Here is a 25900-nt window from a genome sequence, read left to right on the forward strand (position 1 = left end):
ATCCGGCAGCAAGATTAGTAGAAAGAGCAAAAACTTTCTCCGTCAGACCGAGTGCCATCTGCTATGCCTTAAAAAAACTAAAAATTACAAAAAAAAGAACTTCGCTATAAAGAAAGAAATATAGAAGAAAGAATAAAATATTATAGAAATCTGAGAGAATTAATTAAAATTTATGGCAGCAAAAGTCTTGTATTTATTGATGAGTATGGATTTGAGGAATTTGAAGGTTCTGTCTATGCCCTTTCAAAAAGAGGAAAGAAAGTCTATGGCGAAAGACCAAGAAAACGGGGAAAAAGAGAAAATTTAGTAGCAGGAAGAAGAAAAGGAAAGAAGGACTTAATTGCACCAATGCTCTTTATGGGTAGTTTGAATGTAGAAGGATTTTCAGGATGGTTATCTTTATATTTGTTACCAGATTTAACTTAACAAGTCCATCTATATTGATTATGGATAATGCACCAATTCATCGTAAGACGGTCATTAGACTATTGGTTGAGTCGGCCGGTCATCAGATAATATTTTTACCAAAATACTCTCCCGACTTAAATGATATTGAGCATGATTTTAGTGCATTAAAGAGAGCTAAAATGTATGCGTCTCCTGGCACATCTCTTGATGAAGTTATTCGTGCTTATTGTGCATGAAGAGTGTCTCATACTTATTTGAAATGACTATATTTCCGTAGCGGCGGGCACTTGCCCGCCACCGCCACATACATTCGATCAGCATGGAGCGTACACAATGAGCAAGTTTGACTCAACTAAACAGCAGACCAAATTTGACAACACCAGCGAAGGCTGGCTAGTGCAGGTGTATGGCGATCGCCGCCTGCTCTGCGTGTTCGATTCGTCTCACGCCTGGACTTTTTTGTTGGGCAGTGGGTTCGGTCTCCTACTGGCGGTGGGGTAGTTTAACCTCGCCAGTTACAGTCCATCCACGACTTATGAACCGTCAACAGCTCCCCCTGGAATGTGGATTGATTAGCTCAGTCATTTCTAGAAGAGTGGTGTCCACGCAACTCCTGTTCCCGATTTGGCCGATCCCATACCGTCCTAGGTGCAATATCCGTGTATATAGACAATTCTGCGGTCGCAATTTACACTGATCATAGATAATAGATATAGGGGTTTTCTGAGAATAAAAGGAAAACTTATGATTTGAATTTAAAATTATTTGGCAGATCCATGTAAAGCGATCGCAAGTGTGTGCGAATTTAAGGATACACTTAAGTACATAGAATTTTGGCTCTTAATAGATATTGATCTATAGAAGTTACTGCCCGACAGCGACACCTTCTAGCCCCATTCGGAGATCTGCAATCTCTGAATCCCCGGCCCACAGGTGTTCGCGTAACACCTGTCGGCCGGGTTGAAGCGCTGCAGGCTTACTTCTTAAAGCTCACCGATCACAATAATCGCTCTTCGTTATAGGAGACGGAAGGAGGTATTCGTGGATTTTTTGTCCTTGTTCTTAATGGACTTCGTTAAGCAGTTGCAGTCCCCAACACTCAGCTTTCTGATTGGTGGTATGGTCCTTGGCGCTCTCGGTAGCGAATTAATAATTCCAGAGGCGGTTAATCAGATCATCGTCTTCATGTTGCTCATGAAAATCGGTCTGACCGGTGGTCAGGCGATCCGCAATTCCAACCTGACGGAGATGGTGTTACCCGTAGCGTTTGCTATGGCATTAGGAATTCTCATTGTATTCATCGCGCGCTATACGTTGGCCAAGCTGCCGAAGGTCAACACCGTGGATGCGATTGCGACCGGGGGGTTGTTTGGTGCTGTGAGTGGCTCTACTATGGCCGCCGCCCTGACGGTACTGGAGGGACAAAACATGCCATACGAGGCATGGGCTGGCGCACTCTATCCCTTCATGGATATCCCAGCGCTCGTAACTGCGATTGTGATAGCCAACATTTATCTTAACAAGAAGAAGGGTAGAGCCGGAGACGAGTATCTCAGCAAGCAGGAGTATCTCAGCAAGCAGACCGTTGCAGCAGGCGATTATCCCGATCAGCAGGATTATCCCCGCAGCCGGCAAGAGTATCTCAGCAAGCAGGAGAAGCCTGCGGATAATCGGGTCAAGATCTGGCCGATCGTGGAGGAAAGCCTCCGGGGTCCTGCCCTATCGGCAATGTTGCTCGGCCTTGCTATTGGCATAATCGCCCAGCCGGAAAGTGTCTATAAAAGCTTCTACGATCCCGCCTTTCGCGGCTTGCTTTCGATCTTGATGCTGGTCATGGGTATGGAGGCTTGGTCAAGACTTGGCGAACTACGTAAGGTGGCCCAGTGGTACGTCGTGTATAGCGTGGTTGCACCGCTGTTGCATGGGTTGATCGCCTTCGGTCTGGGTATGATTGCCCACTACGCCACAGGATTCAGCCTTGGTGGCGTAGTGGTTCTGGCCGTCATCGCCTCCTCCAGTTCAGACATCTCCGGTCCGCCCACGTTGCGAGCCGGTATCCCGTCGGCCAATCCCTCCGCCTACATCGGTGCCTCCACAGCTATCGGTACACCCATTGCGATCGGCGTGGGAATACCGCTCTTCCTGGGGCTTGCCCAGGCGATAGGCGGCGGCTAATCCCAGACGGGTCGCGGTGTGTGGGCGCTCCCTTGACCCGGCAGACCAAGCGACTCAATATATTAAGATCAACATAGGTAGGTAAGGAGGTAACCAACATGGCCAAGCCAGCCAAAAAGCTTGTCATCGTCACGGAAAAGATTCTGCTCAAAAAGATCGTCCATATCATCGAAGAAGCCGGGGCAACCGGTTATACGGTTGTGGAAACCGGCGGTAAAGGCAGTCGCAACGTGCGCTCGTCGGGACAACCCAGCGTTTCTGACACCACGGCGAATATAAAATTCGAGGTGATCACCCCGGATCGGGATATGGCCGAGAATATTGCGGATCAGGTCGCAGTCAAGTTTTTCCTCGATTTTGCGGGCATGATCTATCTCTGTGACGCGGAGGTACTGTACGGACACAGTTTCTGTGGACCAGACGGCTGTTGAATCGAGACGACACAGACCTAAAAAGCCGGGGCATGACCCCGGTTTTTAGTGGCCGTATTTCTTGCCTGCGGGACTTGGGTCTTAGTTGCAGTCCCCAACGCTCGGCTTTCCGATTGGTGGTATGGTTATTCCCGCCCTCGGTAGCGAACGGCAAATTCCAGATGCGATCGTCGTGGCCAGCATTTATCTCAGCAAGAAGCGGGGTACCCCAGACGAGGAGCTCAGCAAGCATGAGTATCTCAGCCAGGAGTCGGTTGCCGGAGTATCCCACCAGCGAGCCGGAGTATCCCACCAGCAGGCAGGAGTATCGCAGCCAGCAGCGCATTACCGCAAGCGGGTATCCCAGCGAGCAGCGCGAGCGGGTCAATCGATTTTAGATTTTAGATTTTAGATTTTAGATTTTAGAGGCGACCCCACGGATAAATGCTCTTTCTTGAGGATTTTCGATTTGCGATTTGGGATTGATTCCACGGATAAATTACGTGGCGGGTACCACCTTTGAAATTCTTGGCCAAAATCTGACCCATCGTGAAGGAAAGCCTCCAGGACTCTGCCCTATCGGCACTGCTACTCGGCCTCGCTCTATGCCTGCTAACCCGGTCGGAAAGTGTCTATGAAAGCTTCTACGACCCCCTCTTCCGCGGTCTGCTTTCGGTGACGATCGCTTTAATAGCTTGACTCCTAAAAAGAAACCTAAAAAGGCGAATCTTTCTCTTTTAGAAAAAGACTACAATCAAGCTTTAGCCCAGGAGCGAAGAGTGATTGAACATGTTAATAGGAGTCTAAAAGTTTTCTCTCATTTTGTCAAGTCGTTATCAAAATCGTCGCCGCCGTTATGGTCTCCGTTGTAATTTGTTGTCAGCAGTTTACAATTATGAGTTAGCTCTTAGGTCGAAAATTCAAAACCTTTAATTCTAACATAGATTTTTTTGGCAATAGGTCTAATAAACTAGACAGAATTTAACAATGAATGCTGACTTTGAGCCCTTAACCGAGTTTTAGGGTCAAAGTTTTGCTGACTGGCATGACAGATAGCACAAGCAGGGCAGACCCAAGGAAAGGTCTGTACTTGTGCCCGATCGATATCAAACTCGTAAATACTTAATTTTTTAGTATTTCTTAATTTCTTAATTTAATGTAAAACGTGTCCGATCGAATTTTTATTTTTGCTGCAGACTCTCGGAACAATCCCCGGCAAGTTCTGGCTATAGCCAAATCTGAACAAATCTCAATGCCAGACAAAACCCCGTACTCTAATTAAAATTAATAAATTATCCGCGGTTGAAAATTAATATTTTTTATTGATGGTTATTTCATCAACTCCCGTACAAACTCAAACGCCCTGGGACGCAACTCTACTGGCAGCAACGACAATCCCAAACCCGCCCACATTTTCGCCGCAGAAACCGACTTTCCAGCTCGCACCATCAGGCGTCCTTTTGCAGTTTCACCCACCTCAATCAGTCGCAAACCTAGCGCTAATTGAGTTTCGGCAATCCTTTGGAGTCTGACTGTTTCCAACTTCTCCGACTCAAACTCGTAGCCTGTTAAATAGCGCAATTTATCGCTTAAATACGGAATTGCCCGATCGACTCCTTGCTGTCCTGCATGAACTCGATACTCCATCAACAGCTCCGGCAAGTAGTAGCACTTTTTGCCCGCAATCGCAAGTCTCACAAACAAATCGTTATCTTCGCAATTTTGCAAATTTGGTCGCAGAAATCCGACTTCTTCCAGGGCGCGGCGCCGAAACAAAGTCGCCCCTATTTGCAAACTCTGTCTCAGAAAAACTGTGGAAAGCAAATCTTCAATAATTCCCGGCGATAACTCGGTGCGCCCCCACCGCTGCGAATTGAGTTTCGTCTGGTTTTCGTCAATATAATTGTTAATGTCGATCACCCAGTGATCTGTACTGACAAAATCAATGCTGGGGTCTTTATCTAAAATAGCCGATGTCCGCTCTAGAAATTGCGCGCTCAGGCGATCGTCATCGTCAAACTTGATAAAATACTCGCCCCTTGCTGCAGCAAAGCCCGATCGCATATTATTACTCTTGCCGATATTTTGCGGGTGGCGAATGTAGCGAATCGGGCGATCGACAAATTCCGACATCAACAGTGGAGTGCTGTCAGTAGAACCGTCATCACAGATAATTAATTCAAAATCTGTATAAGTTTGATATAACACGCTGGCGATCGCACAAGCCAGCAGATGCACTCGATTGTAAGTAGGAATGCAAACGCTAATTTTCGGCACTAACTTAGACAATTTGAGATTTGAGATTTAAGATTGCAAAAAAATCCTGAAACCATTGATTTTCTTCCTTCTTCCTTCTATCCGTTATATCCGTTACATCCCGTACATTGCTCGTTGCCGAACTTCCTTCACTCCACAGTTAACTTTAACTCAAACGAGCCGTACATTCGAGAATTAACTTTTGATTAACCAAAGCAAAAGGTTGAATTTCCAAAGCGCGGCGAAAAGCTTGAATAGCATTTATGTATTCTCCCAAGGCAGCGTAGCACAAACCCAGACCGTGCAACGCCCCAAAATGCACCGGGTTCAGTTTGAGGACGATTTGGCAGTCGTCGATCGACTTTTTATAATTTCCTTGGGTATAGTGAAGTACGGCGCGTCGGTTCCAAGCTTCAGCAAAATCCGGCGCTTCCGAAATCAGTTTCGTCAGCAAATCCAAAGCGTGGCGAACATCGCCTGCATCCAGCGAAACTTGCGATCGCCTGAGAATTTGCATCCCATAGTCACCCTTCTGGTTAAACCAAGTGCGCCAGAGTTCTGTAGTTGCCCGATCGCGCACGCTTTCGTCGGGCTTTTTCAAGTCTTCGAGCAGCGCCTTGACAGATAATTCGTCCATAGGTGCGAGGATTGTTAAAAAGGTTTTATCAATCAATTTTATAGCGCAAGCGGCAACTTTATTTATCCCACATCCCATGAAGATTTTGATGCTTTCCTCGACTTTTCCCTATCCGCCAAGCCGCGGAGGAACTCAGGTAAGGACTTTTAATTTATTACAATACTTGAGCCAGCGGCATGAGGTAATTCTCGGCACTGTACGATCGCCCGATGTCACCGACGCACAAATCGACGCATTGCGCCAGCAAGTTGCAGAATTAGCAGTTTTTCCCCATCCGCAGACACCCCGCCAACCCCCCCTTGCTAAGGGCGGGCTAAGACTCCACCAGGAGACTGAGGAAGGATTCTTACCTCCCCCCCTTAACCAGGGGGAGGACTTCTTACCTCCCCCCCTTAACCAGGGGGGGACTGAGGGGGGGTTCTCTGAAATAATAGGAAAATTCCACAGATTCGGTCGATTTTTGTCGTCCGGGACACCTCCAAACGTACTCTCAAGCTACTCCCAAGCAATGCAGAATTGGGCAGACGAATTGGTAACAGCAGGCAAATGCGATGCTGTCACCTGCGAACACAGCGTTAACGAGATTTACGTGCGTCCAGAATGGCGGCAAAAACTGCTGACAGTGGCAAACATTCACAGTTCCGTTTGGGGAACTTGCAGGGAAATGTTAGCAACCGGCACCTCCGAAAAACCCCTGCGCGATCGACTAAATTTACCGCTACTCGCCCGCTACGAAAAACGCTACTGTTCCAAATTCTCCCGCATTGTTGCGACAACATCCACAGACAGAGAGCAACTCCTAGAATTACTGTTGCCTCCGGTTAAAGTGCGAGGAAAACAAGATTTTTTTGTACCTCCCATTGATGTAATTCCTAACGGCGTGGATTTAACTCAATTTCCGTACCGGTCGATCGATCCGGGAGGACACACCTTAATTTTTGCAGGCGCCATGAACAATTTGCCCAATATTGACGCGGCGCGGTTTCTCAGTTTGCAAATACTGCCGCCTTTGCAGCAGCGCTATCCCGATGCTACCCTCACCTTAGTAGGGGCTTCGCCAGTCCCGGAAGTGCTCGCCTTGGGGAAACTTCCGGGAATTCAAGTAGTAGGTCGGGTGCAAAGGGTGGCAGAATATTTGCATCAAGCTGCTGTTTGTGTGGTGCCGATGCGGATTGGTTTTGGGATTAAAAATAAAACTTTGGAGGCGATGGCTGCGGGAACCCCCGTGGTTGCTAGCGATCGAGGTTTGGAGGGTTTAGCCGTCGATGGCGGCCCACAACCGAGAAGGGCCTTGCGGGCGAACAAAGTTCACGAGTATGTTGAGGCGATTACCAGTTTGTTTGAAAATCAGCAGCTAAGACAGGAGCTCTCTGTCAACGCTCGATCGCTCGTGGAAAGCCAATACACTTGGGATATCATAGGTCGGCAGTACGATCGGCTATTGCAATTTTAAACTCTAAATTCTAAAATCTAAATTCTAAAATGGCATGATGGAACACAAAATTAACCCCTCAAAAAATCGAGCCTTACCCCCAGAAAATCGAAAAGTTGCTCCTCCTGCGACAAGACGCCGTCGCCAAACCCGACGCCCCAAAAATCTTCAAGAGTCCCAGCGTCCAATACCTACTCCCCGAACTCGCGCCAGATATCCCTGGAAAAGACTGATAGCTAATTTGACAGCCCTCAGCATCTTGGGTGGCTGTGCAGCTTTAATGGGAGGCGGCGCTTGGCTGAGTTATCAGCTAATTGTCGATCCCAATGGCAACAGGTTGATCTCTCAGTTTGTGCCGGAATGGTCGCGCCTGCCTACAGGTAGCAGAGATTCGATCCAAACTCTCGATCAAATCAAAGCCAGCATCCGCAAATTGGGATTCGTAACCGGAGAACCCCTGCCGCTTCCCGTCGATCAATCCCGCGATAATTCTATTTCCGATTTGCTATTGCCGCTGATGGTAGAAAGAACTGTGAAGGCTTCTACTGTTTGCAAAAATCCTTGTCGTCAAATTGTCGAACTTCGGGTGTACAAGCGAGTACAGTTGCCCGATCGCAGTTCCGATAAAGAGCAGTATTTTCAGCTAGCAAGTTCTGTGAACGTAGAAGGGCCGGCGGAATCTTTTGTCATTACTTCTTTAGCTGACTCTATATCTGACAATCAAGCCTCGAATCAGTCCCTACCCCTAACAGAACTGCGCCGCTTTGACGGAAAGCCCCCCGCCTCTGGCATTTGGTTTAATGTCAGCGGTCAACTAAAGCGGGGCGACAGTAAAATTCCCTACGGACAAGTCGTCCGCTACAACCCCAGCCAAAATCATTTAATGCCGCTGTTGGAGTGGGCGAGTGCGGCTGGACAACCGCCGAATTGGCAGCAAATTGTTAAGGGGGAAAACCCGCAATTGGCGATCGACCAAACAGTTGGTTTAGAGCCGCAATTTACCCTTTATCAAATTGGCCCGCGCAAATTTTTGCCGAACCCAGTTCAGTTAACGGCGATTTCTTTAGAAGAAATTGCTTTCAATGACGAGACTTACAAAAATGGGCTGCGACTGGCGAAAAGCGGGCTGTGGTCTCCAGCATTAAATGTTATGCGTGTGGCGAAGGGGAAAGCTGGCAAAAATTGGCCCGCAGTCGCGCAAGCTCAGCTAGAAACGATCGAATTTCACGCTAAAATTACTCGGGCTCAGGCGATCGCATCTTGGGCCAGTCCCGGTCAACAAGTTCTCGCAGAATTGATCGACGGCCGCTGGGCCGAAGCTTTGCAAGTATTTGAAGCCGATCCGAGCAACAGTAACGAAATAGCCACAACCCTCAAAAATGACAGCGGGCGCATCTGGAACCGCATAGACGCCGCCTTGAGAGTGAATGCCGCTGACGCCGATGTCAAGGCTTGGGGTGCCCTGATTATAGCTTCTCAAGACGGAACTCGTGAGGCGATGAATTGGCTCGACCAGCAATCAAATACTGACAGCGAAACAAGAAGTCGAATTCGGAATTTGGTCAACAAACTTCAGGAAGCAGTTTCTCAGGCTGAAAGTTTAGAAGCCCACAAAAGTCAAATTATGGGTTCTGCTACTTTAATTAACAGTGTCAATCCCGCTGAGTGGTTGGAACCCGAACCGAACAACGAGTTAAAGTTGGCGGGAGAACAAGTTTGGTATCAGGTGCAAGTAGCGAGTTTTTACGACGGTAGCCGCTGGGTTAATTCGCCCTTTTCTGATGTAGAAGTGCGCTCTTTTCCTGCTACTCAAGTTAAGTGGCTCTGGGGGCGGCTGGGATTACTGGCTGACCCCAAGATTAAGATTGAGGTAGCGATGGCTAACGGTCAACAAAGAGTTGCTGTGGGAACGGTGAAAGCAGTGCAGGTTCAAGACGGAAGTCTGCGCTTGCTGGCGGCGGTTGACAAGCGATCGTAATCTGGCAGAAAGGATTCGGCAGATAAAACAGTCCCGGAGGCACTCTTGACACAAAGAAACCGGGGTTTTTTACCATTTCTGCCGATTGCAACAGAAGTATTTCCGTAAAAAAACCCGGTTTCCTTGCACCCGTGCGTCCAAAACTAGGAATAAGGAAAATGCTTTCTTCTCCCCCTCCCGCAACTCCGAAAGAGGCGCAATCTCACAACTCCTCCCCTCCCCACTTATCGCTCTTGGACAACAATGCAGACAAAAATTTTGTTAATTTAATTAACACAAGTTGCACACAAAAAACCCAGAGAACTCAAATCGCGCCCTTTTTAGAGAGTGCTGCAATCATCTGGCGTTTCACTGCTTTAGCCCAAAGTTCAAACTCCAAACTGTTGATATTCTGAATTTTCACTTCCTCAACAGGCTGAGTTGGGGCTTCTTTCTGTGCTGTAGTCTCCATTGTTTTTTCCCTCGTCACAAAATGTTAGTAGTCGATCGCAAACGGTTAGCATCATACATCTATTTTAATAACTAATTCTTGCAATTAATCAAACTAAAGGCAGAGAATTTAACCATCAAATGCAGTAAATACATCTAGATTATGCAATTTACGAATTTAATGTAAGAAAACCCTACAACCCTTGTTATATATAGGCTTTTCTTGACATTAAAATTTTACAATTTACATTGTATGGCACTATCAAACCAATGCTTATGTTAGTAAACTAATTTTTAAATGAATGTATTGGCATATACAGCAGAAAATAATTTTATTGAATTCACATAGTGCCGTAAAGCCGATCGCCCGCATCTCCGAGTCCGGGTACAATATAGCCGTGCTCGTCCAAACACTCATCAACTGCCGCCGTATAAATCTGCACGTCAGGGTGTTGTTCGTGAAAGTGCCCCACTCCCTCCGGTGCCGCCAGCAAGCACAAAAACTTAATAGACTTCGGATTAACTTCTTTCAGCCTATCCACGGCCGCCACTGCTGAATTACCAGTAGCCAGCATCGGATCGACAATTAAAACATCTCGCTGTTCGATATCCTGGGGAACTTTGAAATAATATTCGATCGCCATCCGAGTTGTCGGATCCCGGTACAAACCAATATGTCCTACCCTCGCAGACGGAATCAGTTCTAAAATACTCTCTAACAGTCCCTGACCTGCGCGCATAATCGAAATAATAACAATTTTCTTTTCTGCAGCCAGCACCGGTGCATTCATTTTGGCGATCGGTGTTTCTATTAGTTCGTATTTTAGCGGCAAATCTCGCGTCACTTCATAGGCTAGCAACATTCCAATCTCTTTCAGCAGTTGGCGAAATTTCGCCGTACTCGTTTGAGTTTGCCGCATGAGAGTTAACTTGTGCTGTATCAAAGGATGGTCAATGACAGTAACTTTAGCACTCATTTTTTTGAATAATTAATTTGCTTTGCTTATCACGTCAAATATCGCACTTGCCACTAAGCAGCTTGTTGGGAGTGTAGTGTGAGGTATAGTTTTCAGGTTGGAATTTGGAATTTTAAGTTTTAAGTTGGAAGAGGAGATAATTTTCCTTCTTCCCTCTTCCTTCTTCCCTCTTCCTTCTTCCTTCTTCCTTCTATCCTTTACATCCGTTACATCCGTTACATCCGTTACATCCGTTACATCCGTTACACAATCCGTTGCCGAACTTCCCTCTTCCTTCTTCCTTCTATCCGTTACATCCGTTACACAATCCGTTGCCGAACTTCCCTCTTCCTTCTATCCGTTACATCCGTTACACAATCCGTTGCCGAACTTCCCTCTTCCTTCTATCCGTTACATCCGTTACATCCGTTACACAATCCGTTGCCGAACTTCCCTCTTCCTTCTATCCGTTACATCCGTTACATCCGTTACACAATCCGTTGCCGAACTTCCTTCTATCCGTTACATCCGTTACATCCGTTACAGAATCCGTTGCCGAACTTCCTTCTTCCCCCTAAAACACAGTGCCGTCACTTTCAATCTGAATTGGTGGCACTCCACCAGCCCTCAATTCGCCCGCAATTTTCCGCCCCGCCGCCCAAGTTCCTCCCTGCAAAATCTTCACCAGCGGCAAGTCTGTCGCACTCAAATGCAGCTTTTCTCGAATAGCTGCGGCAATTTTATCTAAAAGATTCACAGTCAGCGATCGCCATTCTACTATAACTTCCGAACCCGGCAAGTAACTCTGTTCAAAAATAGCCGAATCTTTTGCCTGCAGCAGCCCGATATCCAAACACAAACCGCCGTTGCGGTACTCCGGCAATCCCGTTAACTCATCCAATCCAGTCACTTCTAAACCAAGTTCTTGCAGCGGTTCCAGCAGCGAATAAGTCAACCACTGCGAGAGTTTGTGAAACGGCACCAATTCATCTCCCAGATTTTCTCCTGTTAAAGCCGGATGCCGCCAAACATCGCCTAAATTAACACCACCAATTGCATATCTTCCCGGCCAAATTTCCCCAAAACCTGTTAAAACAGCGCTCAATACTTCAGAAGCATTCACAGTTTTGCCTCCCGAAACCCGACTGTCGAACAAGTATGTTGCCAAATTGCCGGGACGCGGGTTTTCGCTGCCAAATAATAAGGGATGCTGGCAAATCGCCTTTCCCAAACGCTGCAATAATTCTAATCTGCCTGTTAAACCAACTAGCGGATTGTCTCCACTTACCTGAAATCCTGCAGCTAAGGTTTCTAGTTTTAATTGAGAAAGTCCGCGAGAATCAGCTTGCCAAGGAAAATCGGGATTGCTGGAAAAAACACCTTGACAAAACATCCGCAAGCTGGCTATTGCTAACCCTTCAGAACGGCGGTAAATCAGCCCAGTTTCTGGTTCGCAATACTGCCAATCTGCACCAGCACCGGCATCGAGCAAAACGCTGACAATTGCTAAATCAAATTTGATCTTAGCTTGCTCTATGAGTGCAAATTCTGCTAAAGCTGCATCCAATTCGGCGAGTCGCGACAAGTTGCCGGCTTCAAAATGTCGCCAGCGACTGTGAAAGGGAATGTTAAAATCGGGATACTGTTGGCGCGTTGTGTCAATTACATAATTTGCTGCGTTGTCGAGTTGGGATAAATCGACGCGGAAGTAGCGGAGTTTGTCCATGCTGGCTAAATCAAAAAGCCGATCGCACTTTTGGCGAATAGCAGCCGGCGTTCTCAGATATTCTACAGTCTCAAGTTCAATATTTTTCAACTTCATATAACCAAACATCGGTAAACATCGTTTTCTTGAAAAAAGTCAAACTGACTGTAATCTAAAAGATTATCTAAAATCACATTTTTATCTAGTTTGATCAGCTTATATTCCCACTTCGAGCCGCTGACTTCGCGTTTTATTTGATCGGAAACTATCACCGAGTTTTTTTCTGTCCTCGGAGATACTATTTTACTTAAATCTTCCAGTCGGTCGGCTATGTTAATATCTTTTCCGTAAGTGCAAGACCTAAATATATATAAATTTCCCTTAGCAACTCCCACCGACAAGCCACAAGGTATTTGATTGGCATCAATAAAAAGTTTCCAATTCTCGCACAGACTTTCCATTGCCGCTAAGGCTGAGTGAGCTTCCGGGAAAGTCAACAAATGCGAATCCCCAACAATACTCCGAATTGTGCCGCCGTATTCTTCACAAATTGTTTTTTCAAAAGTATCAAAGTTGGTGAGCAAATATTCAACATCTTTGATAGAATTAGATTCTTGATAAGCAATAAAACCTCTCAAATCTGCTTTAATTATTGCTTGATTCTTGATGATTCGCGTTTTGTAACTTTGGTCAACTTTGTATACTTTTTCAGGTTCGCTCATCCCTTTCAAAGAAAACTCGTTGACAAAAGACGTTTGCACTTCTGCTTTGTTGAGCGCCAACCATGCTGCTTGGGACAAATATATTTCATCCGGCGGAGTGACTGATTCTATGCGCGCTGTTAAATTCACCGTATCGCCAAAGATATCTTTATCTTGATGCAAGACATCTCCTAAAGTAATCGAGACGCGAATAGCCAATCGTTCGTCGTTCGCCTTGCTAGATTGTTGCGTTCTCAATTCTTGCTGCATTTCTATGGCTGCTACCGCCGCTGCTGTGACGCTGGGAAAAATTATCCAAAATGAATCACCTTCCCCTTTGATCACGCTGCCTTCATTTCTGGCGCTAATATCTGAAATAAAAGTTTTATGCTCATTTAACAAACTACTTAAGTCCGACTGAGATAATTTTTTGACTCTGACGGTATATCCGCAAATATCTGTTTTTACGATCACAGTAGAACGCAAATTAGCCATAACCAACCCTGACTGATCAAAAACCAGCAATAAATTTCATTTAGCAAAGACGCGAGTGTTCGCGTCCCACCGGTCGCGTCTTTGCCCTCTTAATCTCCTAAATCGCGTCCGATCGCTTCTGCAAGAATTGTAGCATCTGGCACAGGGTCAGGCGTGTAGTAGCCGGCGGCTTTTTTGGCGACGATTTCGACTTGTGCGTCTGCGGGAATCCAATCTTCGGGAATGGGGATGCGATCGACCACCTGAATGCCAGAATTGATAATCGCATTGTATTTCATATCGCTCATAGAAACTAAACTGTCAATTCGAGAGATCCCCAACCAGTGCAGCACGTCGGGCATTAGTTCTTGAAACCGCATATCTTGAACTCCCGCAACGCATTCAGTGCGCGTAAAATAGGCATCAGCTCGATCGCCGCCTTCCTGCCGTTTTCTGGCATTGTACACCAAAAACTTAGTCACTTCCCCCAAAGCTCTCCCTTCCTTGCGGAAGTAAACTATTACCCCAGAACCGCCTGATTGTGCCGTTTGGATGCAAATTTCCATCCCGTGTACCAAATAAGGGCGACAAGTGCAGATATCGGAACTGAAGACATCAGAACCGTTGCATTCATCGTGTACCCGTACCGCCAACTGCTTATCCGGGTCAGAAATATTCGCGACATCGCCAATAATATAAACCGTAGTTCCGCCAATAGGTGGCAAGAAAACGTGTAAGTCCGGCCGCGTCACTAAATCCGAGAACATTCCGCCTGTTTCCTCGAACAGGACACGGCGGAGAACGCTTTCTTGGGCGCCAATCCGCCTAGCAATTCCCGGCAAATACCACACCGGATCGATCGCAATTTTAGTTACTGCTAAATTGCCACCTGCTTTGACTATTTTGCCATCAATTTGCACTCGCCCCTTGGCAATAGCATCTTGCAATTCCGGCATATTAATGTGAGCTTTAGTGACAGCAATTGTCGGTCGAATATCGTATCCTTGCTGGAGAAATGAAGTATAAACTTCGCTGACCAAACCCCCAAAGGGATCGAGAGAAACAATCAAATTGCGATCGCCCCAACTCGGGTGCGGCCCGATGTGTGCGGCCGGAGAGGTGTTGGTAAAATCTGGGCGGTGATCGGCTTGGAGTGCCCCGGAAGCCACTGCTAGCGCGCGATAAACAGAGTAAGAACCCGAATGAGTGCCGATCGCATTCCGGTGAGAAGATTTGGTAAGGCTACCAATCACAGGCCCCCGTTTCAGCGGATCGATTTCTCCCCAGTGGATGGGATGAGGTTTTGTGCCGGATCTGTCGGGATGGGATGTTAAAACTATATGCTTTGGTTTTGACACAGTTGTTTTTGGCTCTTGCTATGGATGCTGCTGTTAGTTGAAAGTTAAATTGCTCTTGGAAGCAGTGATTTATGATAGCAACAGGATTCAGGCTCTGGAAGTATCCGGCATAGCCAAACTCGTGACGCTGATTTTCGCACAGTCCTGAAAATATAAATTTTTTGCATAAGTGCTTCAGTGCTTCGGGCTGGAGTACCAACAGCAAAGCTACCTATTTAATCCAAGTTTCTCTAGCATTTATATTTTCTTTATACATGATATTTGTTTAACTCATCACAGAGGACGTAGAGAATCTAGAAAAGAGAGAAAGAGGAAAAGAGAGATATTCACAATTCCTGCAATGGTTGTTATAGTTACAACTGGTAGCCAGTAATTATCAACAAAATACTAACTCACAAAATTAATGTTGCCAAGTACATCTAATTATTTGCTCAAAAATGGTCGCGTACCCGCGTCTCTTCTAGAGATGAAATCGATCGCCCCGTCAGCTTCTACTGTGGCGACAACGGGGAGTGAGAACAATTTCTGTTTGGTGGATTTGGAAATTGCAGCAGCAGGGACGATCGCCCAAATCATCCCAGCAGGTACAAAACCTGTATCCTCCTCTGAAGATATCCCAGTTGTAGATTTGCAGGGCGGCTTAATCTGGCCTTGTTTTGTAGATATGCACACCCATTTAGACAAAGGCCACATCTGGGAACGATCGCCCAATCCCGATGGAACTTTTGCCAGCGCGATCGAAGCGGTAGGCGCTGATGCCCAAAAAAACTGGAATGCAGAGGATGTTTACCGGCGGATGGAATTTGGACTAAAGTGCAGCTACGCCCACGGAACCAAGGCCATCCGCACTCACATCGACAGCGCGGGCGAACAGGGAACCGTTAGTTTGGGAGTATTTGAAGCGCTGCAAGCCGAATGGGGCGATCGACTGATCTTGCAAGCAGCTTCCTTGGTTTCCCTCGACTATTACCTGACACCCGCAGGCGAAAAACTAGCCGATCGCATTGCTGAAATTGGCGGCATTCTCGGCGGAGTCGCCTACATGAATCCCGATTTAGACAAACAACTCGATCGAGTTTTTGCCTTAGCCAAAGAACGAAATTTAAACCTCGACTTCCACACCGACGAAAACGACGATCCAGATTCAGTCACACTGCGAGAAGCCGCAAAAACCGCCATCCGTCATAATTTTGCAGGTCAAATCATCTGCGGACACTGCTGTAGTTTAGCCGTACAACCCTCAGATTTAGTAACAGAAACTCTGGAATTAGTCAAGGAAGCAAATATTGGCATTGTCAGCTTGCCGATGTGCAACCTTTACCTGCAAGACCGAGAATCTCAGCATACACCGCGCTGGCGGGGAGTGACACTGCTGCACGAACTCAAAGCAGCAGGAATTCCAGTTGCAGTTGCTAGCGACAATTGTCGCGATCCGTTTTACGGATTTGGCGATCACGATGTTTTAGAAGTCTTTAATATGGCAGTCCGCATTGCCCATTTAGATAGGCCTTGGGAAGATTGGCCGCGCACAGTCACAAAAACACCAGCAGATTTAATGGGATTGCCGAATCTAGGAAAAATTGCCGTTGGTTTACCAGCAGATTTGATTTTGTTTAAGGCGCGAAAATTCAGCGAACTGTTATCGAGGTCACAGCGCGATCGCACAGTTTTGCGGCAGGGTAAAGTAATTGATACAACCTTGCCCGATTACCGGGAACTAGACGACTTGTTGTAAATTAGATAAAATGCAGAATCCGCACTCAACTTCTCTTCTCTTCCCTTCTTTTCTCTTCCTTCGTGTCCTTCGCGTCTTCGCGGTTCGTCAAAAAAAATATATTTCACAACAAATCATTTAGGACTGCTATCTTGTCAATTTCCAAGGAATTTGATATAAATATAAAACTGATTTGAGCGAGGATATTTTAAGTGAAAGCAGTTATTTTATTATCAGGAGGGCTGGATTCCTCAACAGTTTTGTATCAAGCCAAAGCCGACGGCTGCGAGTGTTACGCTATTTCCTTTGACTACAAGCAAAGGCATCGGCGGGAGTTGGAATCAGCAAGGGCGATCGCACTTTCGGCAGGTGTTAAGGCACATCAGATAGTAAACTTTGACTTAACACTGTGGGGCGGTTCCGCTTTGACGGATAATCAGATGGAATTGCCGATCGATCGCACTCTGGGAGAAATGTCCCAAAACATCCCCACTACCTACGTTCCTGCTAGAAATACGATCTTTCTCAGCTTTGCCCTCGCCTACGCAGAAACTCTAGAAGCCGATCGCATATACATCGGTGTCAACGCTTTAGATTATTCTGGATATCCCGACTGCCGCCTCGATTACATCCAAGCCATGCAGGAAGTATTTCGGTTAGGAACAAAGCAGGGCAGAGAAGGAAATGCTATTAATATTATAACACCTTTGATCGAACTTAAAAAAACCGAAATTATTCAATTAGGCAACAAATTAGGAGTACCTTGGGAGCAAACTTGGTCTTGTTATGCAGGCGGGGAAAATGCCTGCGGCGTTTGCGATTCTTGTCGGCTGCGGCTGGCAGCTTTTGAAGAATTGGGATTAAAAGATCCGGTGCCTTACGCTTAAACATGACTTACGCACGGGTAGTCAGAAACCGGGTTTTTTCGAGTCTCTTCGCTTCGCCCGCCGAAACGGTAAAAAACCCGGTTTCTAAGCATCGCACTGCGTCCAAGACTGTTAGTTTTGAATCCGACTGCTTATTTAGCTTTCGGCTCATCCTCAACTTCCGGTTGAACCTGGTCTTCCTGGTTAAACTTAATTTCATTTTGCAGCGAATTCAATGGGACTAAAAGCATATCAGCTATTTGCGATTGTCCTCTCGCCCTGTAGATATCTATAGCTTGCTGAAAATCTTCTACTGCACCCTGTAGGTTTCCTAATAAAGTTTGAGCATCAGCGCGAACAATATGCGCTTCTGCAAAGCCAGGATTGAGATTAATTGCTTGACTTAAAGCTTCAACTGCTTCCTTGTACAACCTTCTGCGACCGAGGTCGAACCCTTGTTGATAAAGTTCTTGAGCTTTCATTGCAATAATGATAGAATAAAAAATCAAAATTACAGCACTTTTGCTGCAGAAAGTAGGTACGCTCAAAATCGGGACACTCCAACAGCCCAATGGTGTCAACTTAAGCTTTTTGTCCACCAGTCCTCCCGCCCACCCGTTAGTCCGCCAGGGAATGAATTCCCTGTCTAATAGCTAAAGTCCTCTGAAGAGGACTAATGAGTTTTTTAGTCCTCTTCAGAGGACTTTAGCTTTGAGGCAGGGGTTTCAACCCCTGTCGGACTATCGGTTGTACTAAGTCCCTACTACTCATTCATAGCTTACTTAATGGTGAAAATTATGTCTATTGAAGAGCGCCGAGGTATTGAATCTATTGACGTAAACCAAAATCTACTTCTCGTTCGCGCTCCTATTGAGTCAGTAGCGCAAAAGCTCAGTAGGGCGAGACGTGCGGATGTTTGGGAACGGGATATATACGATCGCGAAATCGAAATGACCGCCGAAAGCTATATTATTTTTCAATTCCGAGGACACCCGTGGACGATCGTTGAAAAACTGACTTATAGGCCAGGTAGCCTTGTATTTGGAGAAGGAGATGCTATCACCCTTTCTAACTTCCTATCCACTCGCGCCATCTACTACAAATGCAGCGACACTTGCGGTTATATTGGTTATAACTGCTACGACGGAGGTGCATTTGCAGAGATGCTGTACTTTGAGGAAGAAATAAGTTTTCTATTCGTATCAGATTTTCGCGAGCTTAAAGCTGAGGATATTGACAGTGCTTTTAGATTTACTGATGCTTTTATGCGGGAGCAAGATATATATATTCCCAACGCACATTACGAAAATGTGAAGGTGGGCGATCGCGTTAATTTGCGCCCCAAAGGCCCGACGTTAGATGACTTAGTACGCAGCGACTTCGAGCGAGTAGATTATATAGGTATTAGCTAAAAGATGCTTAACTAGAAAATTTTCCCACACTACTCAACCCGCTATTTTTTCGCCCTTTCCCCACAACTTCCTCATCCGCTGCTGCAACTTCACCCAAAGCTCGATCGCCCGCCGCCCCTTCCAACAACTGAATTTGAATTTCATCCAACCGCGGCCCGGACACAGAAACAACAGTCAGTTCCACATTTTCGCCGCGCCAAACTTCCCCCACAGCCGGCATTTTTTGCAACTGATAGCTCAAAAAACCTCCGATTGTCTGATATTCGTCCGTTACTGGCAAATCCAAATTCAATATTTGATTCACATCATCTAAATTTAACTGCGCTTGCACTAAATAAGTGCGATCGTCCAATACTTGCAAAGCAATTTCTTTACTGTCGGGTGACTCGTAGCTGCGGCCGATAATTTCTGCAATCAAATCCCTCAGCGTCACTAACCCGGAAATGCCACCAAATTCATCGACTACGATCGCAATTTCTTCCGACGAACTCTGCATCAAAGGCAGCAGTTCCCCCAGCAGCATCATCTCCGGCACAAACCTCACCGAACCCATCCAAGTTACAATTGGCGTGTCGGGAGATAGCAAACCTTCAGCTAGGGGTTTTGCCAGTTGTTTGAAGCCAATAATGCCGATAATGTCGTCTAAAGAATCTCCCGTCACGGGATAGCGGGAATGGTGAGAAATCGCCATTTCGTCGAGCAAAGTTTGAAAGGTTGCCGTCTTGGGAAGTGCGACAATGCTAGGTCTCGGCACCATTACTTCTTCTACCCAAACTTCGCCAAATTCAAACACGTTGTTGAGCAATTCTCGCTTTTCTGCTTCCAAGCCGCTGGATTCGCTGGAAGTAGCTATAATTAATTGCAGTTCTTCGGGAGTAACTGGGCGATGCCTTAGATCGTATTCGATGCCCGCAAACCGCAAGAGCGATCGAGTAGATTGATTGAGAAACGACACAAAGGGCTTGAAAACACGGGCAATCAATAAACTCGGAGGCCCTAAAGTTCTGGCTAGCTGTTCGGAATACAGTAAGGCTACAGATTTGGGAAAGAGTTCGCCCAGTACGATTTGCAGGTAAGCTAGCAACAAAAAAGTTACTATTGGTATGCTAAAAGAATGGGCGATCGCCGACTTGATGTAAATTGGCAGCGGCAAATAGCCGATCGACATTCGGACTAGCACGGCGATCGTACTTTCTCCAATCCAGCCGAGAGCTAAACTAGAAAGAGTGATTCCCAACTGCATTGTTGAGAGCAATCGCTCAATACTTTGCTGCAAAGATTGCACAGTTAAAGCTGCAACGTCGCCAGCTTCCACTAACTGATTGATGCGCGATCGGCGTACCGTCACCATCGAAAACTCAGCCGCCACAAAAAAAGCATTAATCGCAATCAGCAACAGCACTGACAGCAACCGCGACAGCACCTCTGTCGAACTCATCGCGGGTAAATCAGATATCTCCTGCACTCTCGCCCCTAAAAGTGACACAATGCTCCCTAAAAAAACTTTCTCGATCAAACCTGAGAATCCGTCTGCAGGTTTGGTCTTCTTTTATTTTACTTCGCCACTGGAATGCCAGATATTTGCAACTGAAGTTTTTGACCTGGATAATCTGTCAGCGTCAGTGAAACTTCTTTAGCATTTTCCAGCAAAGCTGTGGGAATACTCACCGTACCGTAAAACACCTGCCCGTTGGGGGGGAGTTCCGACGGTAAATCCTCGGCAGTCGCGCTCAGGGCCCGGCCGCGATCGTCAGTGACGTTCAAGAAACTGTAGAGAAACCTCACAGCTTGCGATCCTTCATTTTTCATGCTCACGTCTAGCAGCATGGAATTGTTGCGCTGACTGGCCGCGCTCACTTCCAGGGTTATTCCTCCGTCTCGACTGTTCAGGGGAAACTTGGCCCTGGCATTTTGTGCAGCGGGTTTTTTGGCTGCGGCTGGTTTAGAGCTTGCCTTCTCTGTTTTAGTATTTGCCCCGGCCGTTTTTTCTGGATCGCGACCTTCTACCCGTGCTTTGACGGTTGTGAGAATGTCTTTTTCTTTCAAAATGCTCACTTGGTCTTTGCTAGCCGTCGTTCCAGGCTTGCCGCTGCCCGCATTGTTGCTGGGACGAACATCGGGTTGAGTCGTTCCTTGCAAGGCTTCGCGACCTATAGTAAATCCCCAAACAGAACTCGTCACGCCTGCTCCAAACATCAGAGCCAGCAGAATTAGAGTCAGCACTACCGTCGAATTCACTGCCATTGCCTATAAGAAGTTTATGCCGAGTCCTAGAAACTGCTTTGTCCGGTCGATCGGCTTGCCTAACATTGGCTAACAGGCGATCGGGACTCAGCAGATCTAAAGATTTTGATTTTTGTTCTCTAGTTCTAGCACGGACTGAGAAATTATGTTATAATTCATTTTGAGTTAGATCGAAGAAATCGATTTAACGGCAGTTGGCCGAGCGGTTTAGGCAGCGAACTCATAATTCGCCCCAGGCAGGTTCAACTCCTGCACTGCCGATTTAAAATCAATCACGACGCTCCCCCCGTGAACCCAAAACCGGGTTTCTTCCCTCGACGCATGGGAGGCGAGAAACCGGGTTTCTCCGAATTTTTACGTTGAGTAACGATAAATATACGTAGAAACCCGGTTTCTGAGGTCGCAAGTGCGATCGCGGCAAACTAGACATTCGATTGATCGACTCCTTGCAGAGATATCTTGGCTCCGCGCGCGTCCATCGCACTTGCGACCTCAGAAAATTATGATTCCGATGCCAACGGAAACGATAAGTAGATCCACCTAATTAAACGAAAAATACGGATCGCGCTCAAGCTTGCTGTGTAAGTCTTCTTCCTTCTTCGTTCTTCGTTCTTCCTTCTTCCTTCTTCCTTCTTCCTTCTACTTATCAACCCTTAATTAACTCCACTCCGTCGCGCCCGTCGATCTCTTGAACGTAAACCTTAACTTGTTCTTCCTTTGCAGTCGGCAACTTTTTACCCGTAAAATCCGGCTGAATCGGGACTTCTCGGTGGCCGCGATCGACTAATACCGCCAACCAAATTTTCTCCGGCCGCCCGTAATCATTTACCGCATTCAAAGCCGCTCGACTCGTTCTGCCTTTATATATAACGTCATCTACCAACACCACAGTTTTGCCCGTCAAATCGAAAGGAATTTCTGTTTTAGCCGGTGTCCGCATCGCAACTCGATCCAAGTCATCTCGGTAAAAGGTAATATCCAAAGCGCCCACGGGTACTTTGACTTGTTCGAGAACTTCAATTTGATCGGCCAAAATTTGAGCTAAAGGCACTCCTCTACTATGAATGCCCAACAGCACTAACTCCGAGGGATTCCCTGATTTTTCGACAATCTGGGAAGCGACGCGGGTGAGAGTGCGCCTCACTTCATCAGGGGATAAAATTTCGATAATTTTAGTCATGGGTTGCTGCGAGCTAATTGTTGGCTGTTGGCATATCGAACAATTTGAGATTTGAGATTTGAGATTTGAGATTGACGTGACAGATGAATCTGGGGGTTTGAACAAAGGTCAAAACTTTTTTTGCTGCTGTCGGTGGGGGATCTCTGTCTTCTGCACGACTTACCCAGAACGGAGGAAAAGCAGATGCTGCGATTGCTTGCAAGCGGGCGAACAATCACAGAAATAAGTTATTTATGCCTCCTGGACTGTTCTAGTGAGGTCATAAGTTAGTGGCTCAAACCTAATAAGGTATAAAAAAGCAATGATAGTCCCAACCAAATCAGAAAGCAATACCGAGTTAATTGCAATGCTTGGCAAATTAGCGGCGCTGTGATAGGGTGAACCGGCTCGCCTAACAGCGGTTTGTGTTTGATAACTCCACGATAGGAATTGGTACCTCCTAGTTGCACTCCCAAGATGGCCGCGTAAACGCACTCGCTCCAACCGGAATTGGGACTGGCATCTTTAACAGCATCTCTCTGACAAATCTGCCAAATGTAAATCGGTTTGCCAGATATAACGGCTAAAGTAATCACTGTTAGCCGGCAAGGAATCCACGTCAGCACGTCTTCTAGTTTGGCGCTAAACCATCCTAAATCAGTGTATGGCGCTTCTTTGTAGCCGATCGTAGAATCTAATGTGCTGGCTGCTTTGTAAGCGATCGCCAAGGAGACTATAGCACTCGCCCACATCGAGTTAGGATCGATCGGCGAACCGGTAACACTTAATAATAGATGCGGCAGAGCGAACCCAAGTAAGGCATAAAATAGCGGTGCTGTCACACCATCGACTGCATTCTCTGTTACAGTTTCTAACAATGCTCGCAGAATTTCTGGCTCGGATAAGTTTTCGGTATCCCGGCCGACGTAAAGGCTCAACCTTTCTCGCGCCTTGACTAAATCTCCAACATTTAAAGGTGCTAGCACGTCCTCTGCAGCCGCCCTCAAACTGCGACCTGCAAAACAGCTTGCCAGCAAAATGGTCTGTATGGCAATACCTAAAAGAGGATGCACCCAACTAGCAGCTTGGACGATCGACCAACTGACAGTATAACTGCCTACAATCAGCCCGATCGCTAGTATTGTACCAGCACATCGTAGCAGCAGTTTGTGCCGGTCGCCAGCGGGACGATCCGCTGCTTCAGGCATTTTGCCTGCGGGATTATTCCATATATTAAAGACAAGTCGAGTATAGCGGTCGATCGCCCAACCCATCGCCTGCACGGGATGTGGCCAACCCCAAGGATCGCCGATCGAATAATCCAACACCGCAGCTAAAATCAAAACAGGAAATTCATGCGGCATCATTATATATTTTGTCAAACTTGATAGTCCATCAATCGATTTTAGATTTTAGATTTTAGATTTTAGATTAAAGAATTGAAGAAAGCGACCCCACCGAGCAATCCGGGGGCTGGCGATGGGGAGCGAGGAGCTTTTTTCTCGCTTCACGGATGAATCCGGGGACACCGAAGCATCTTCCTTGATTGTCAGAGCAGGAGCGATCGCAATGGTAGCGCAGGTTTTAACTGCTGCTACCTTTGGCGACTTTAATTTTTTAGCAGCAATTTTAACTGCTGAGATTACTTTCGTCGCGGAGCAAGTGTACGTTCTCCTCCCAATTAACACCGTCAAAGGGTAGAATTTCAAAGTGTTTGATGGCATCGCCGTCAAGACAGCGGACGTTGACATCGAATTGATCGGGATGCGATCGGGGGCGATAGAACGAGTGAATGCCGCAAATTCCGCAGAAAGTATGTTGAGCAGTTCCTGTATTAAATGTATAGGTGGTCAAAACATCTTGGCCACTGAGCAAGGTAAAACGTTCCGGCGGCACAATGAGGTGCAAAAATCCCTTCTTTTTGCAGATAGAGCAGTTGCAATCTGATGCTTCGTGTTTGTCAACGGCGACACGGAAGCGGACAGCTCCGCAGTGACAGCCGCCAAAGTAAGTAACAAGTGTTGCGTCCATGTGTGATTGCTGGCGATCGAATGAATGAACTTACCATTTAAATGATAAAGCTAGTTTCTTCCCCAAGAGCCGCTTGCCAACTGCGGACATCATAGTATAAGTCTTCGAGGGAAATACTGTACAGCGCTTCGGCAAGTTTTTTGTGCAATCGGTTCCACAAACTGAATGTTACCCAGTCCTCTGCTTGCGTCGCGTCGGGAAAATGTCGAGGTAAAGGTTCAATAGTTTCACCTACAGCCTCTAAGATTTGTCCTAAAGAGATTTGAGCGGGCATGCGGGCTAATTGATATCCTCCTTGGGAACCCCGAACAGATTGGACTAAACCGGCTCGTCGCATTTCAATCAGCAATTTTTCTAGATACGGAGCAGGTAACTCCTGTCGCTTCGCTATCGATTTCACCGATGTCGGGCCATAGCGAGGTTGCAAACTTAGATCCAGTAATGCTTTGACACTGTAGTGGCCGCGTGTGGTTAACTTCATGGGATTTTAAGAGCGGGGCAAATATTCAGCTAGCTGATAGCTGATAGCTTATGCTACCGAGTTTAGAGATTGCTCGCACCGGCTGCAGCTACTCCTCAAGAAAGACTGCAGGTTGTTAAAAATATTTAGATAATAGTGGTTAACAATTGAGCCGATCGGTGTAATATGGTTTTACGACCAGCTATAAAGCTAAAGTTTCTTGGTCAAACCAAAAACCAACCGAGAAAAAATCCGTACACCAGTTGAATATTTCAGGACTCAGTAAATGGCTAAAAAGAAAAATATCGAACCCCTTGAAGGCGAAGATCTGATCAAAAAGGTCAAAGACCTAGAGAACCTTACCAAGGAAGAAAAAGCTAGAGCCTGTGGCTACTACACCGTTACCAAGAACGGCGTAGAACGGGTCAACATGATGAAATTCCTGAATGCGCTGATTGATGCAGAAGGCATTCAGCTAGACGGGAAGCAAAACGGCAATGGACGCGGCGGACGCTCTGCCAGCTATCGGATTAGCGTTCAATCTAACGGCAACTTACTGATTGGAGCTGCCTACACCAAACAGATGGAACTCCAGCCAGGAGATGAATTTGAAATCTCTCTGGGACGCAAGCACATTCACCTGCGCCAAATTGATCGAGAAGAAGAAGAATCCTAGGCTTTTACGACTTGCTTTGACTTTTTGCTTGAACAGGTTGGTTTGACTTCAAGCATTGACTGCAAGCAGAGAATTGGCTCTGAAATCTTTCTGTGAGCCTAAAACACTATGGCTTCTATAGATGGCAATGGCTGGACAAAAGCCACTGCCACTACTTTATATTTTCCGAGAATACCTATTCTCGCCCCTCGCTATATCCGTGTGGACAAGCGGGGGATTTTCCGCGTAGCTGTTAAAGAGAAGTTCTGCCGCTGATTGTGTACGGGATTTAACGGATGTAATTGATGTAATGGATGGATGTTCTGCCACCAATTGTGTACGGGATTTAACGGATGTAATTGATGAACCTAAGAGGTTTGAAGGAAGAATTAGGTTTGGTTGAGCTAGGAAACCCACCAAAGCAAGAAAATGGCACAGGT

28 protein-coding genes, 1 tRNA gene and 1 pseudogene are annotated in these 25900 nt (G+C 46.5%); 16 read left to right on the forward strand and 14 right to left on the reverse strand.

Going from position 1 to position 25900, the window contains the following annotated elements; genetic code table 11:
• From QUB77_RS31845 to QUB77_RS20435, 8 genes and pseudogenes are all read left to right on the forward strand, one after another.
• Window positions 1-110, forward strand: a 110-nt coding sequence (locus QUB77_RS31845; RefSeq protein ID WP_445251896.1) for an IS630 transposase-related protein, incomplete at its 5' end; no start/stop codon positions are given.
• 62 nt (window positions 111-172) lie between these two features.
• Complete coding sequence (locus tag QUB77_RS31850) at window positions 173-307, forward strand: hypothetical protein (RefSeq protein ID WP_445251894.1); 135 nt, start codon at window positions 173-175, stop codon at window positions 305-307.
• Window positions 308-389: 82 nt separating this feature from the next.
• Window positions 390-644 (forward strand): transposase, encoded by a 255-nt coding sequence (locus tag QUB77_RS31855; RefSeq protein WP_445251895.1) that lies wholly within the window; start codon window positions 390-392, stop codon window positions 642-644.
• A gap of 97 nt (window positions 645-741) precedes the next feature.
• Complete coding sequence (locus QUB77_RS20415) at window positions 742-909, forward strand: hypothetical protein (protein ID WP_333180482.1); 168 nt, start codon at window positions 742-744, stop codon at window positions 907-909.
• Between the two features lie 540 nt (window positions 910-1449).
• Window positions 1450-2583 (forward strand): sodium-dependent bicarbonate transport family permease, encoded by a 1134-nt coding sequence (locus tag QUB77_RS20420; RefSeq protein WP_333180483.1) that lies wholly within the window; start codon window positions 1450-1452, stop codon window positions 2581-2583.
• Between the two features lie 98 nt (window positions 2584-2681).
• Window positions 2682-3014 (forward strand): P-II family nitrogen regulator, encoded by a 333-nt coding sequence (locus tag QUB77_RS20425; RefSeq protein WP_333180484.1) that lies wholly within the window; start codon window positions 2682-2684, stop codon window positions 3012-3014.
• A gap of 121 nt (window positions 3015-3135) precedes the next feature.
• A complete protein-coding gene (locus tag QUB77_RS20430) occupies window positions 3136-3405 on the forward strand; it encodes a hypothetical protein (protein WP_333180485.1) in 270 nt (89 codons plus the stop codon).
• Window positions 3406-3682: 277 nt separating this feature from the next.
• Window positions 3683-3926 (forward strand): annotated as a pseudogene (locus QUB77_RS20435) (transposase family protein); the annotation flags it as partial.
• Between the two features lie 396 nt (window positions 3927-4322).
• Here the strand turns inward: QUB77_RS20435 and QUB77_RS20440 are convergent.
• Together QUB77_RS20440 and QUB77_RS20445 are read right to left on the reverse strand one after the other, a co-directional pair.
• Complete coding sequence (locus tag QUB77_RS20440; protein ID WP_333180502.1) at window positions 4323-5270, reverse strand: glycosyltransferase; 948 nt, start codon at window positions 5268-5270, stop codon at window positions 4323-4325.
• A gap of 145 nt (window positions 5271-5415) precedes the next feature.
• Window positions 5416-5886 carry a tetratricopeptide repeat protein gene (locus QUB77_RS20445; protein ID WP_333180486.1) on the reverse strand — a complete coding sequence of 157 codons (471 nt, stop codon included), beginning with the start codon at window positions 5884-5886 and terminating at the stop codon, window positions 5416-5418.
• Between the two features lie 76 nt (window positions 5887-5962).
• On the opposite strand from QUB77_RS20445, the gene QUB77_RS20450 reads away from it, so the two are divergent.
• The gene (locus QUB77_RS20450) at window positions 5963-7339 is read left to right on the forward strand and encodes a glycosyltransferase family 4 protein (RefSeq protein WP_333180487.1); all 1377 of its coding nucleotides are present in this window, start codon (window positions 5963-5965) and stop codon (window positions 7337-7339) included.
• A 34-nt stretch (window positions 7340-7373) separates the two neighbouring features.
• A complete protein-coding gene (locus QUB77_RS20455) occupies window positions 7374-9296 on the forward strand; it encodes a hypothetical protein (protein WP_333180488.1) in 1923 nt (640 codons plus the stop codon).
• Between the two features lie 304 nt (window positions 9297-9600).
• On the opposite strand, the gene QUB77_RS20460 is transcribed toward QUB77_RS20455, so the two are convergent.
• The 5 genes from QUB77_RS20460 to QUB77_RS20480 form a co-directional block, all read right to left on the reverse strand.
• Window positions 9601-9747, reverse strand: coding sequence for a hypothetical protein (locus QUB77_RS20460; RefSeq protein WP_332946242.1), 147 nt, complete (start codon window positions 9745-9747; stop codon window positions 9601-9603).
• 319 nt (window positions 9748-10066) lie between these two features.
• The gene (upp, locus tag QUB77_RS20465) at window positions 10067-10702 is read right to left on the reverse strand and encodes a uracil phosphoribosyltransferase (RefSeq protein WP_333180489.1); all 636 of its coding nucleotides are present in this window, start codon (window positions 10700-10702) and stop codon (window positions 10067-10069) included.
• A 553-nt stretch (window positions 10703-11255) separates the two neighbouring features.
• On the reverse strand, window positions 11256-12503 hold the full coding sequence (locus QUB77_RS20470; protein WP_333180490.1) for a URC4/urg3 family protein: 1248 nt from the start codon (window positions 12501-12503) through the stop codon (window positions 11256-11258).
• Entirely contained in the window at window positions 12500-13582 is a 1083-nt protein-coding gene (locus QUB77_RS20475; protein ID WP_333180491.1) for an adenylate/guanylate cyclase domain-containing protein, read from the reverse strand. The genes QUB77_RS20470 and QUB77_RS20475 overlap by 4 nt, the downstream gene beginning before the upstream one ends.
• An 89-nt stretch (window positions 13583-13671) precedes the next feature.
• Window positions 13672-14919, reverse strand: a complete 1248-nt coding sequence (locus QUB77_RS20480) for a GTP cyclohydrolase II (protein ID WP_333180492.1) — start codon at window positions 14917-14919, stop codon at window positions 13672-13674.
• Between the two features lie 403 nt (window positions 14920-15322).
• On the opposite strand from QUB77_RS20480, the gene QUB77_RS20485 reads away from it, so the two are divergent.
• Window positions 15323-16654 carry a cytosine deaminase gene (locus QUB77_RS20485; RefSeq protein ID WP_333180493.1) on the forward strand — a complete coding sequence of 444 codons (1332 nt, stop codon included), beginning with the start codon at window positions 15323-15325 and terminating at the stop codon, window positions 16652-16654.
• A gap of 191 nt (window positions 16655-16845) precedes the next feature.
• Window positions 16846-17520, forward strand: a complete 675-nt coding sequence (gene queC / locus QUB77_RS20490) for a 7-cyano-7-deazaguanine synthase QueC (RefSeq protein ID WP_333180494.1) — start codon at window positions 16846-16848, stop codon at window positions 17518-17520.
• Window positions 17521-17651: 131 nt separating this feature from the next.
• Here the strand turns inward: queC and QUB77_RS20495 are convergent, their stop codons facing one another.
• Window positions 17652-18098: a hypothetical protein gene (locus QUB77_RS20495; protein ID WP_333180495.1), complete on the reverse strand. Its 447-nt coding sequence runs from the start codon at window positions 18096-18098 to the stop codon at window positions 17652-17654.
• A 198-nt stretch (window positions 18099-18296) separates the two neighbouring features.
• On the opposite strand from QUB77_RS20495, the gene QUB77_RS20500 reads away from it, so the two are divergent.
• On the forward strand, window positions 18297-18911 hold the full coding sequence (locus tag QUB77_RS20500; protein WP_333180496.1) for a hypothetical protein: 615 nt from the start codon (window positions 18297-18299) through the stop codon (window positions 18909-18911).
• Between the two features lie 7 nt (window positions 18912-18918).
• Here the strand turns inward: QUB77_RS20500 and QUB77_RS20505 are convergent, their stop codons facing one another.
• Together QUB77_RS20505 and QUB77_RS20510 are read right to left on the reverse strand one after the other, a co-directional pair.
• A complete protein-coding gene (locus QUB77_RS20505) occupies window positions 18919-20397 on the reverse strand; it encodes a hemolysin family protein (RefSeq protein WP_333180497.1) in 1479 nt (492 codons plus the stop codon).
• Between the two features lie 68 nt (window positions 20398-20465).
• The gene (locus QUB77_RS20510; RefSeq protein WP_333180498.1) at window positions 20466-21155 is read right to left on the reverse strand and encodes a hypothetical protein; all 690 of its coding nucleotides are present in this window, start codon (window positions 21153-21155) and stop codon (window positions 20466-20468) included.
• A gap of 188 nt (window positions 21156-21343) precedes the next feature.
• On the opposite strand from QUB77_RS20510, the gene QUB77_RS20515 reads away from it, so the two are divergent.
• A tRNA-Ile gene (locus tag QUB77_RS20515) sits at window positions 21344-21416 on the forward strand.
• Window positions 21417-21801: 385 nt separating this feature from the next.
• Here QUB77_RS20515 and pyrR read toward each other — a convergent pair.
• The 4 genes from pyrR to QUB77_RS20535 all read right to left on the reverse strand — a co-directional run bounded on the left by pyrR (window position 21802) and on the right by QUB77_RS20535 (window position 24826).
• On the reverse strand, window positions 21802-22335 hold the full coding sequence (pyrR, locus tag QUB77_RS20520; RefSeq protein ID WP_333180499.1) for a bifunctional pyr operon transcriptional regulator/uracil phosphoribosyltransferase PyrR: 534 nt from the start codon (window positions 22333-22335) through the stop codon (window positions 21802-21804).
• Window positions 22336-22601: 266 nt separating this feature from the next.
• Window positions 22602-23681: an adenosylcobinamide-phosphate synthase CbiB gene (gene cbiB, locus QUB77_RS20525; RefSeq protein ID WP_333180500.1), complete on the reverse strand. Its 1080-nt coding sequence runs from the start codon at window positions 23679-23681 to the stop codon at window positions 22602-22604.
• 262 nt (window positions 23682-23943) lie between these two features.
• Window positions 23944-24345 carry a GFA family protein gene (locus tag QUB77_RS20530; protein ID WP_333077294.1) on the reverse strand — a complete coding sequence of 134 codons (402 nt, stop codon included), beginning with the start codon at window positions 24343-24345 and terminating at the stop codon, window positions 23944-23946.
• 37 nt (window positions 24346-24382) lie between these two features.
• A complete protein-coding gene (locus QUB77_RS20535) occupies window positions 24383-24826 on the reverse strand; it encodes an Rrf2 family transcriptional regulator (protein WP_333041193.1) in 444 nt (147 codons plus the stop codon).
• Window positions 24827-25091: 265 nt separating this feature from the next.
• Here QUB77_RS20535 and QUB77_RS20540 point away from each other — a divergent pair, with 265 nt between their 5' ends.
• A complete protein-coding gene (locus QUB77_RS20540; RefSeq protein ID WP_015179394.1) occupies window positions 25092-25481 on the forward strand; it encodes an AbrB family transcriptional regulator in 390 nt (129 codons plus the stop codon).
• Between the two features lie 108 nt (window positions 25482-25589).
• Window positions 25590-25736 carry a hypothetical protein gene (locus QUB77_RS20545; protein WP_333296067.1) on the forward strand — a complete coding sequence of 49 codons (147 nt, stop codon included), beginning with the start codon at window positions 25590-25592 and terminating at the stop codon, window positions 25734-25736.
• Window positions 25737-25900 lie beyond the last annotated feature (164 nt).

It is taken from the genome of Microcoleus sp. AT9b-C3 (assembly GCF_036705485.1).
GTDB lineage: Bacteria > Cyanobacteriota > Cyanobacteriia > Cyanobacteriales > Microcoleaceae > Microcoleus.

Coding starts and splice junctions, on each gene's coding strand:
- QUB77_RS31850 (WP_445251894.1), top strand. CDS start 173: ATGGCAGCAAAAGTCTTGTATTTATTGATGAGTATGGATTTGAGGAAT.
- QUB77_RS31855 (WP_445251895.1), top strand. CDS start 390: ATGGTTATCTTTATATTTGTTACCAGATTTAACTTAACAAGTCCATCT.
- QUB77_RS20415 (WP_333180482.1), top strand. CDS start 742: ATGAGCAAGTTTGACTCAACTAAACAGCAGACCAAATTTGACAACACC.
- QUB77_RS20425 (WP_333180484.1), top strand. CDS start 2,682: ATGGCCAAGCCAGCCAAAAAGCTTGTCATCGTCACGGAAAAGATTCTG.
- QUB77_RS20430 (WP_333180485.1), top strand. CDS start 3,136: ATGGTTATTCCCGCCCTCGGTAGCGAACGGCAAATTCCAGATGCGATC.
- QUB77_RS20445 (WP_333180486.1), bottom strand. CDS start 5,886: ATGGACGAATTATCTGTCAAGGCGCTGCTCGAAGACTTGAAAAAGCCC.
- QUB77_RS20450 (WP_333180487.1), top strand. CDS start 5,963: ATGAAGATTTTGATGCTTTCCTCGACTTTTCCCTATCCGCCAAGCCGC.
- QUB77_RS20455 (WP_333180488.1), top strand. CDS start 7,374: ATGATGGAACACAAAATTAACCCCTCAAAAAATCGAGCCTTACCCCCA.
- QUB77_RS20460 (WP_332946242.1), bottom strand. CDS start 9,747: ATGGAGACTACAGCACAGAAAGAAGCCCCAACTCAGCCTGTTGAGGAA.
- upp (WP_333180489.1), bottom strand. CDS start 10,702: ATGAGTGCTAAAGTTACTGTCATTGACCATCCTTTGATACAGCACAAG.
- QUB77_RS20470 (WP_333180490.1), bottom strand. CDS start 12,503: ATGAAGTTGAAAAATATTGAACTTGAGACTGTAGAATATCTGAGAACG.
- QUB77_RS20475 (WP_333180491.1), bottom strand. CDS start 13,582: ATGGCTAATTTGCGTTCTACTGTGATCGTAAAAACAGATATTTGCGGA.
- QUB77_RS20485 (WP_333180493.1), top strand. CDS start 15,323: ATGTTGCCAAGTACATCTAATTATTTGCTCAAAAATGGTCGCGTACCC.
- QUB77_RS20500 (WP_333180496.1), top strand. CDS start 18,297: ATGTCTATTGAAGAGCGCCGAGGTATTGAATCTATTGACGTAAACCAA.
- QUB77_RS20510 (WP_333180498.1), bottom strand. CDS start 21,155: ATGGCAGTGAATTCGACGGTAGTGCTGACTCTAATTCTGCTGGCTCTG.
- pyrR (WP_333180499.1), bottom strand. CDS start 22,335: ATGACTAAAATTATCGAAATTTTATCCCCTGATGAAGTGAGGCGCACT.
- cbiB (WP_333180500.1), bottom strand. CDS start 23,681: ATGATGCCGCATGAATTTCCTGTTTTGATTTTAGCTGCGGTGTTGGAT.
- QUB77_RS20530 (WP_333077294.1), bottom strand. CDS start 24,345: ATGGACGCAACACTTGTTACTTACTTTGGCGGCTGTCACTGCGGAGCT.
- QUB77_RS20535 (WP_333041193.1), bottom strand. CDS start 24,826: ATGAAGTTAACCACACGCGGCCACTACAGTGTCAAAGCATTACTGGAT.
- QUB77_RS20540 (WP_015179394.1), top strand. CDS start 25,092: ATGGCTAAAAAGAAAAATATCGAACCCCTTGAAGGCGAAGATCTGATC.
- QUB77_RS20545 (WP_333296067.1), top strand. CDS start 25,590: ATGGCTTCTATAGATGGCAATGGCTGGACAAAAGCCACTGCCACTACT.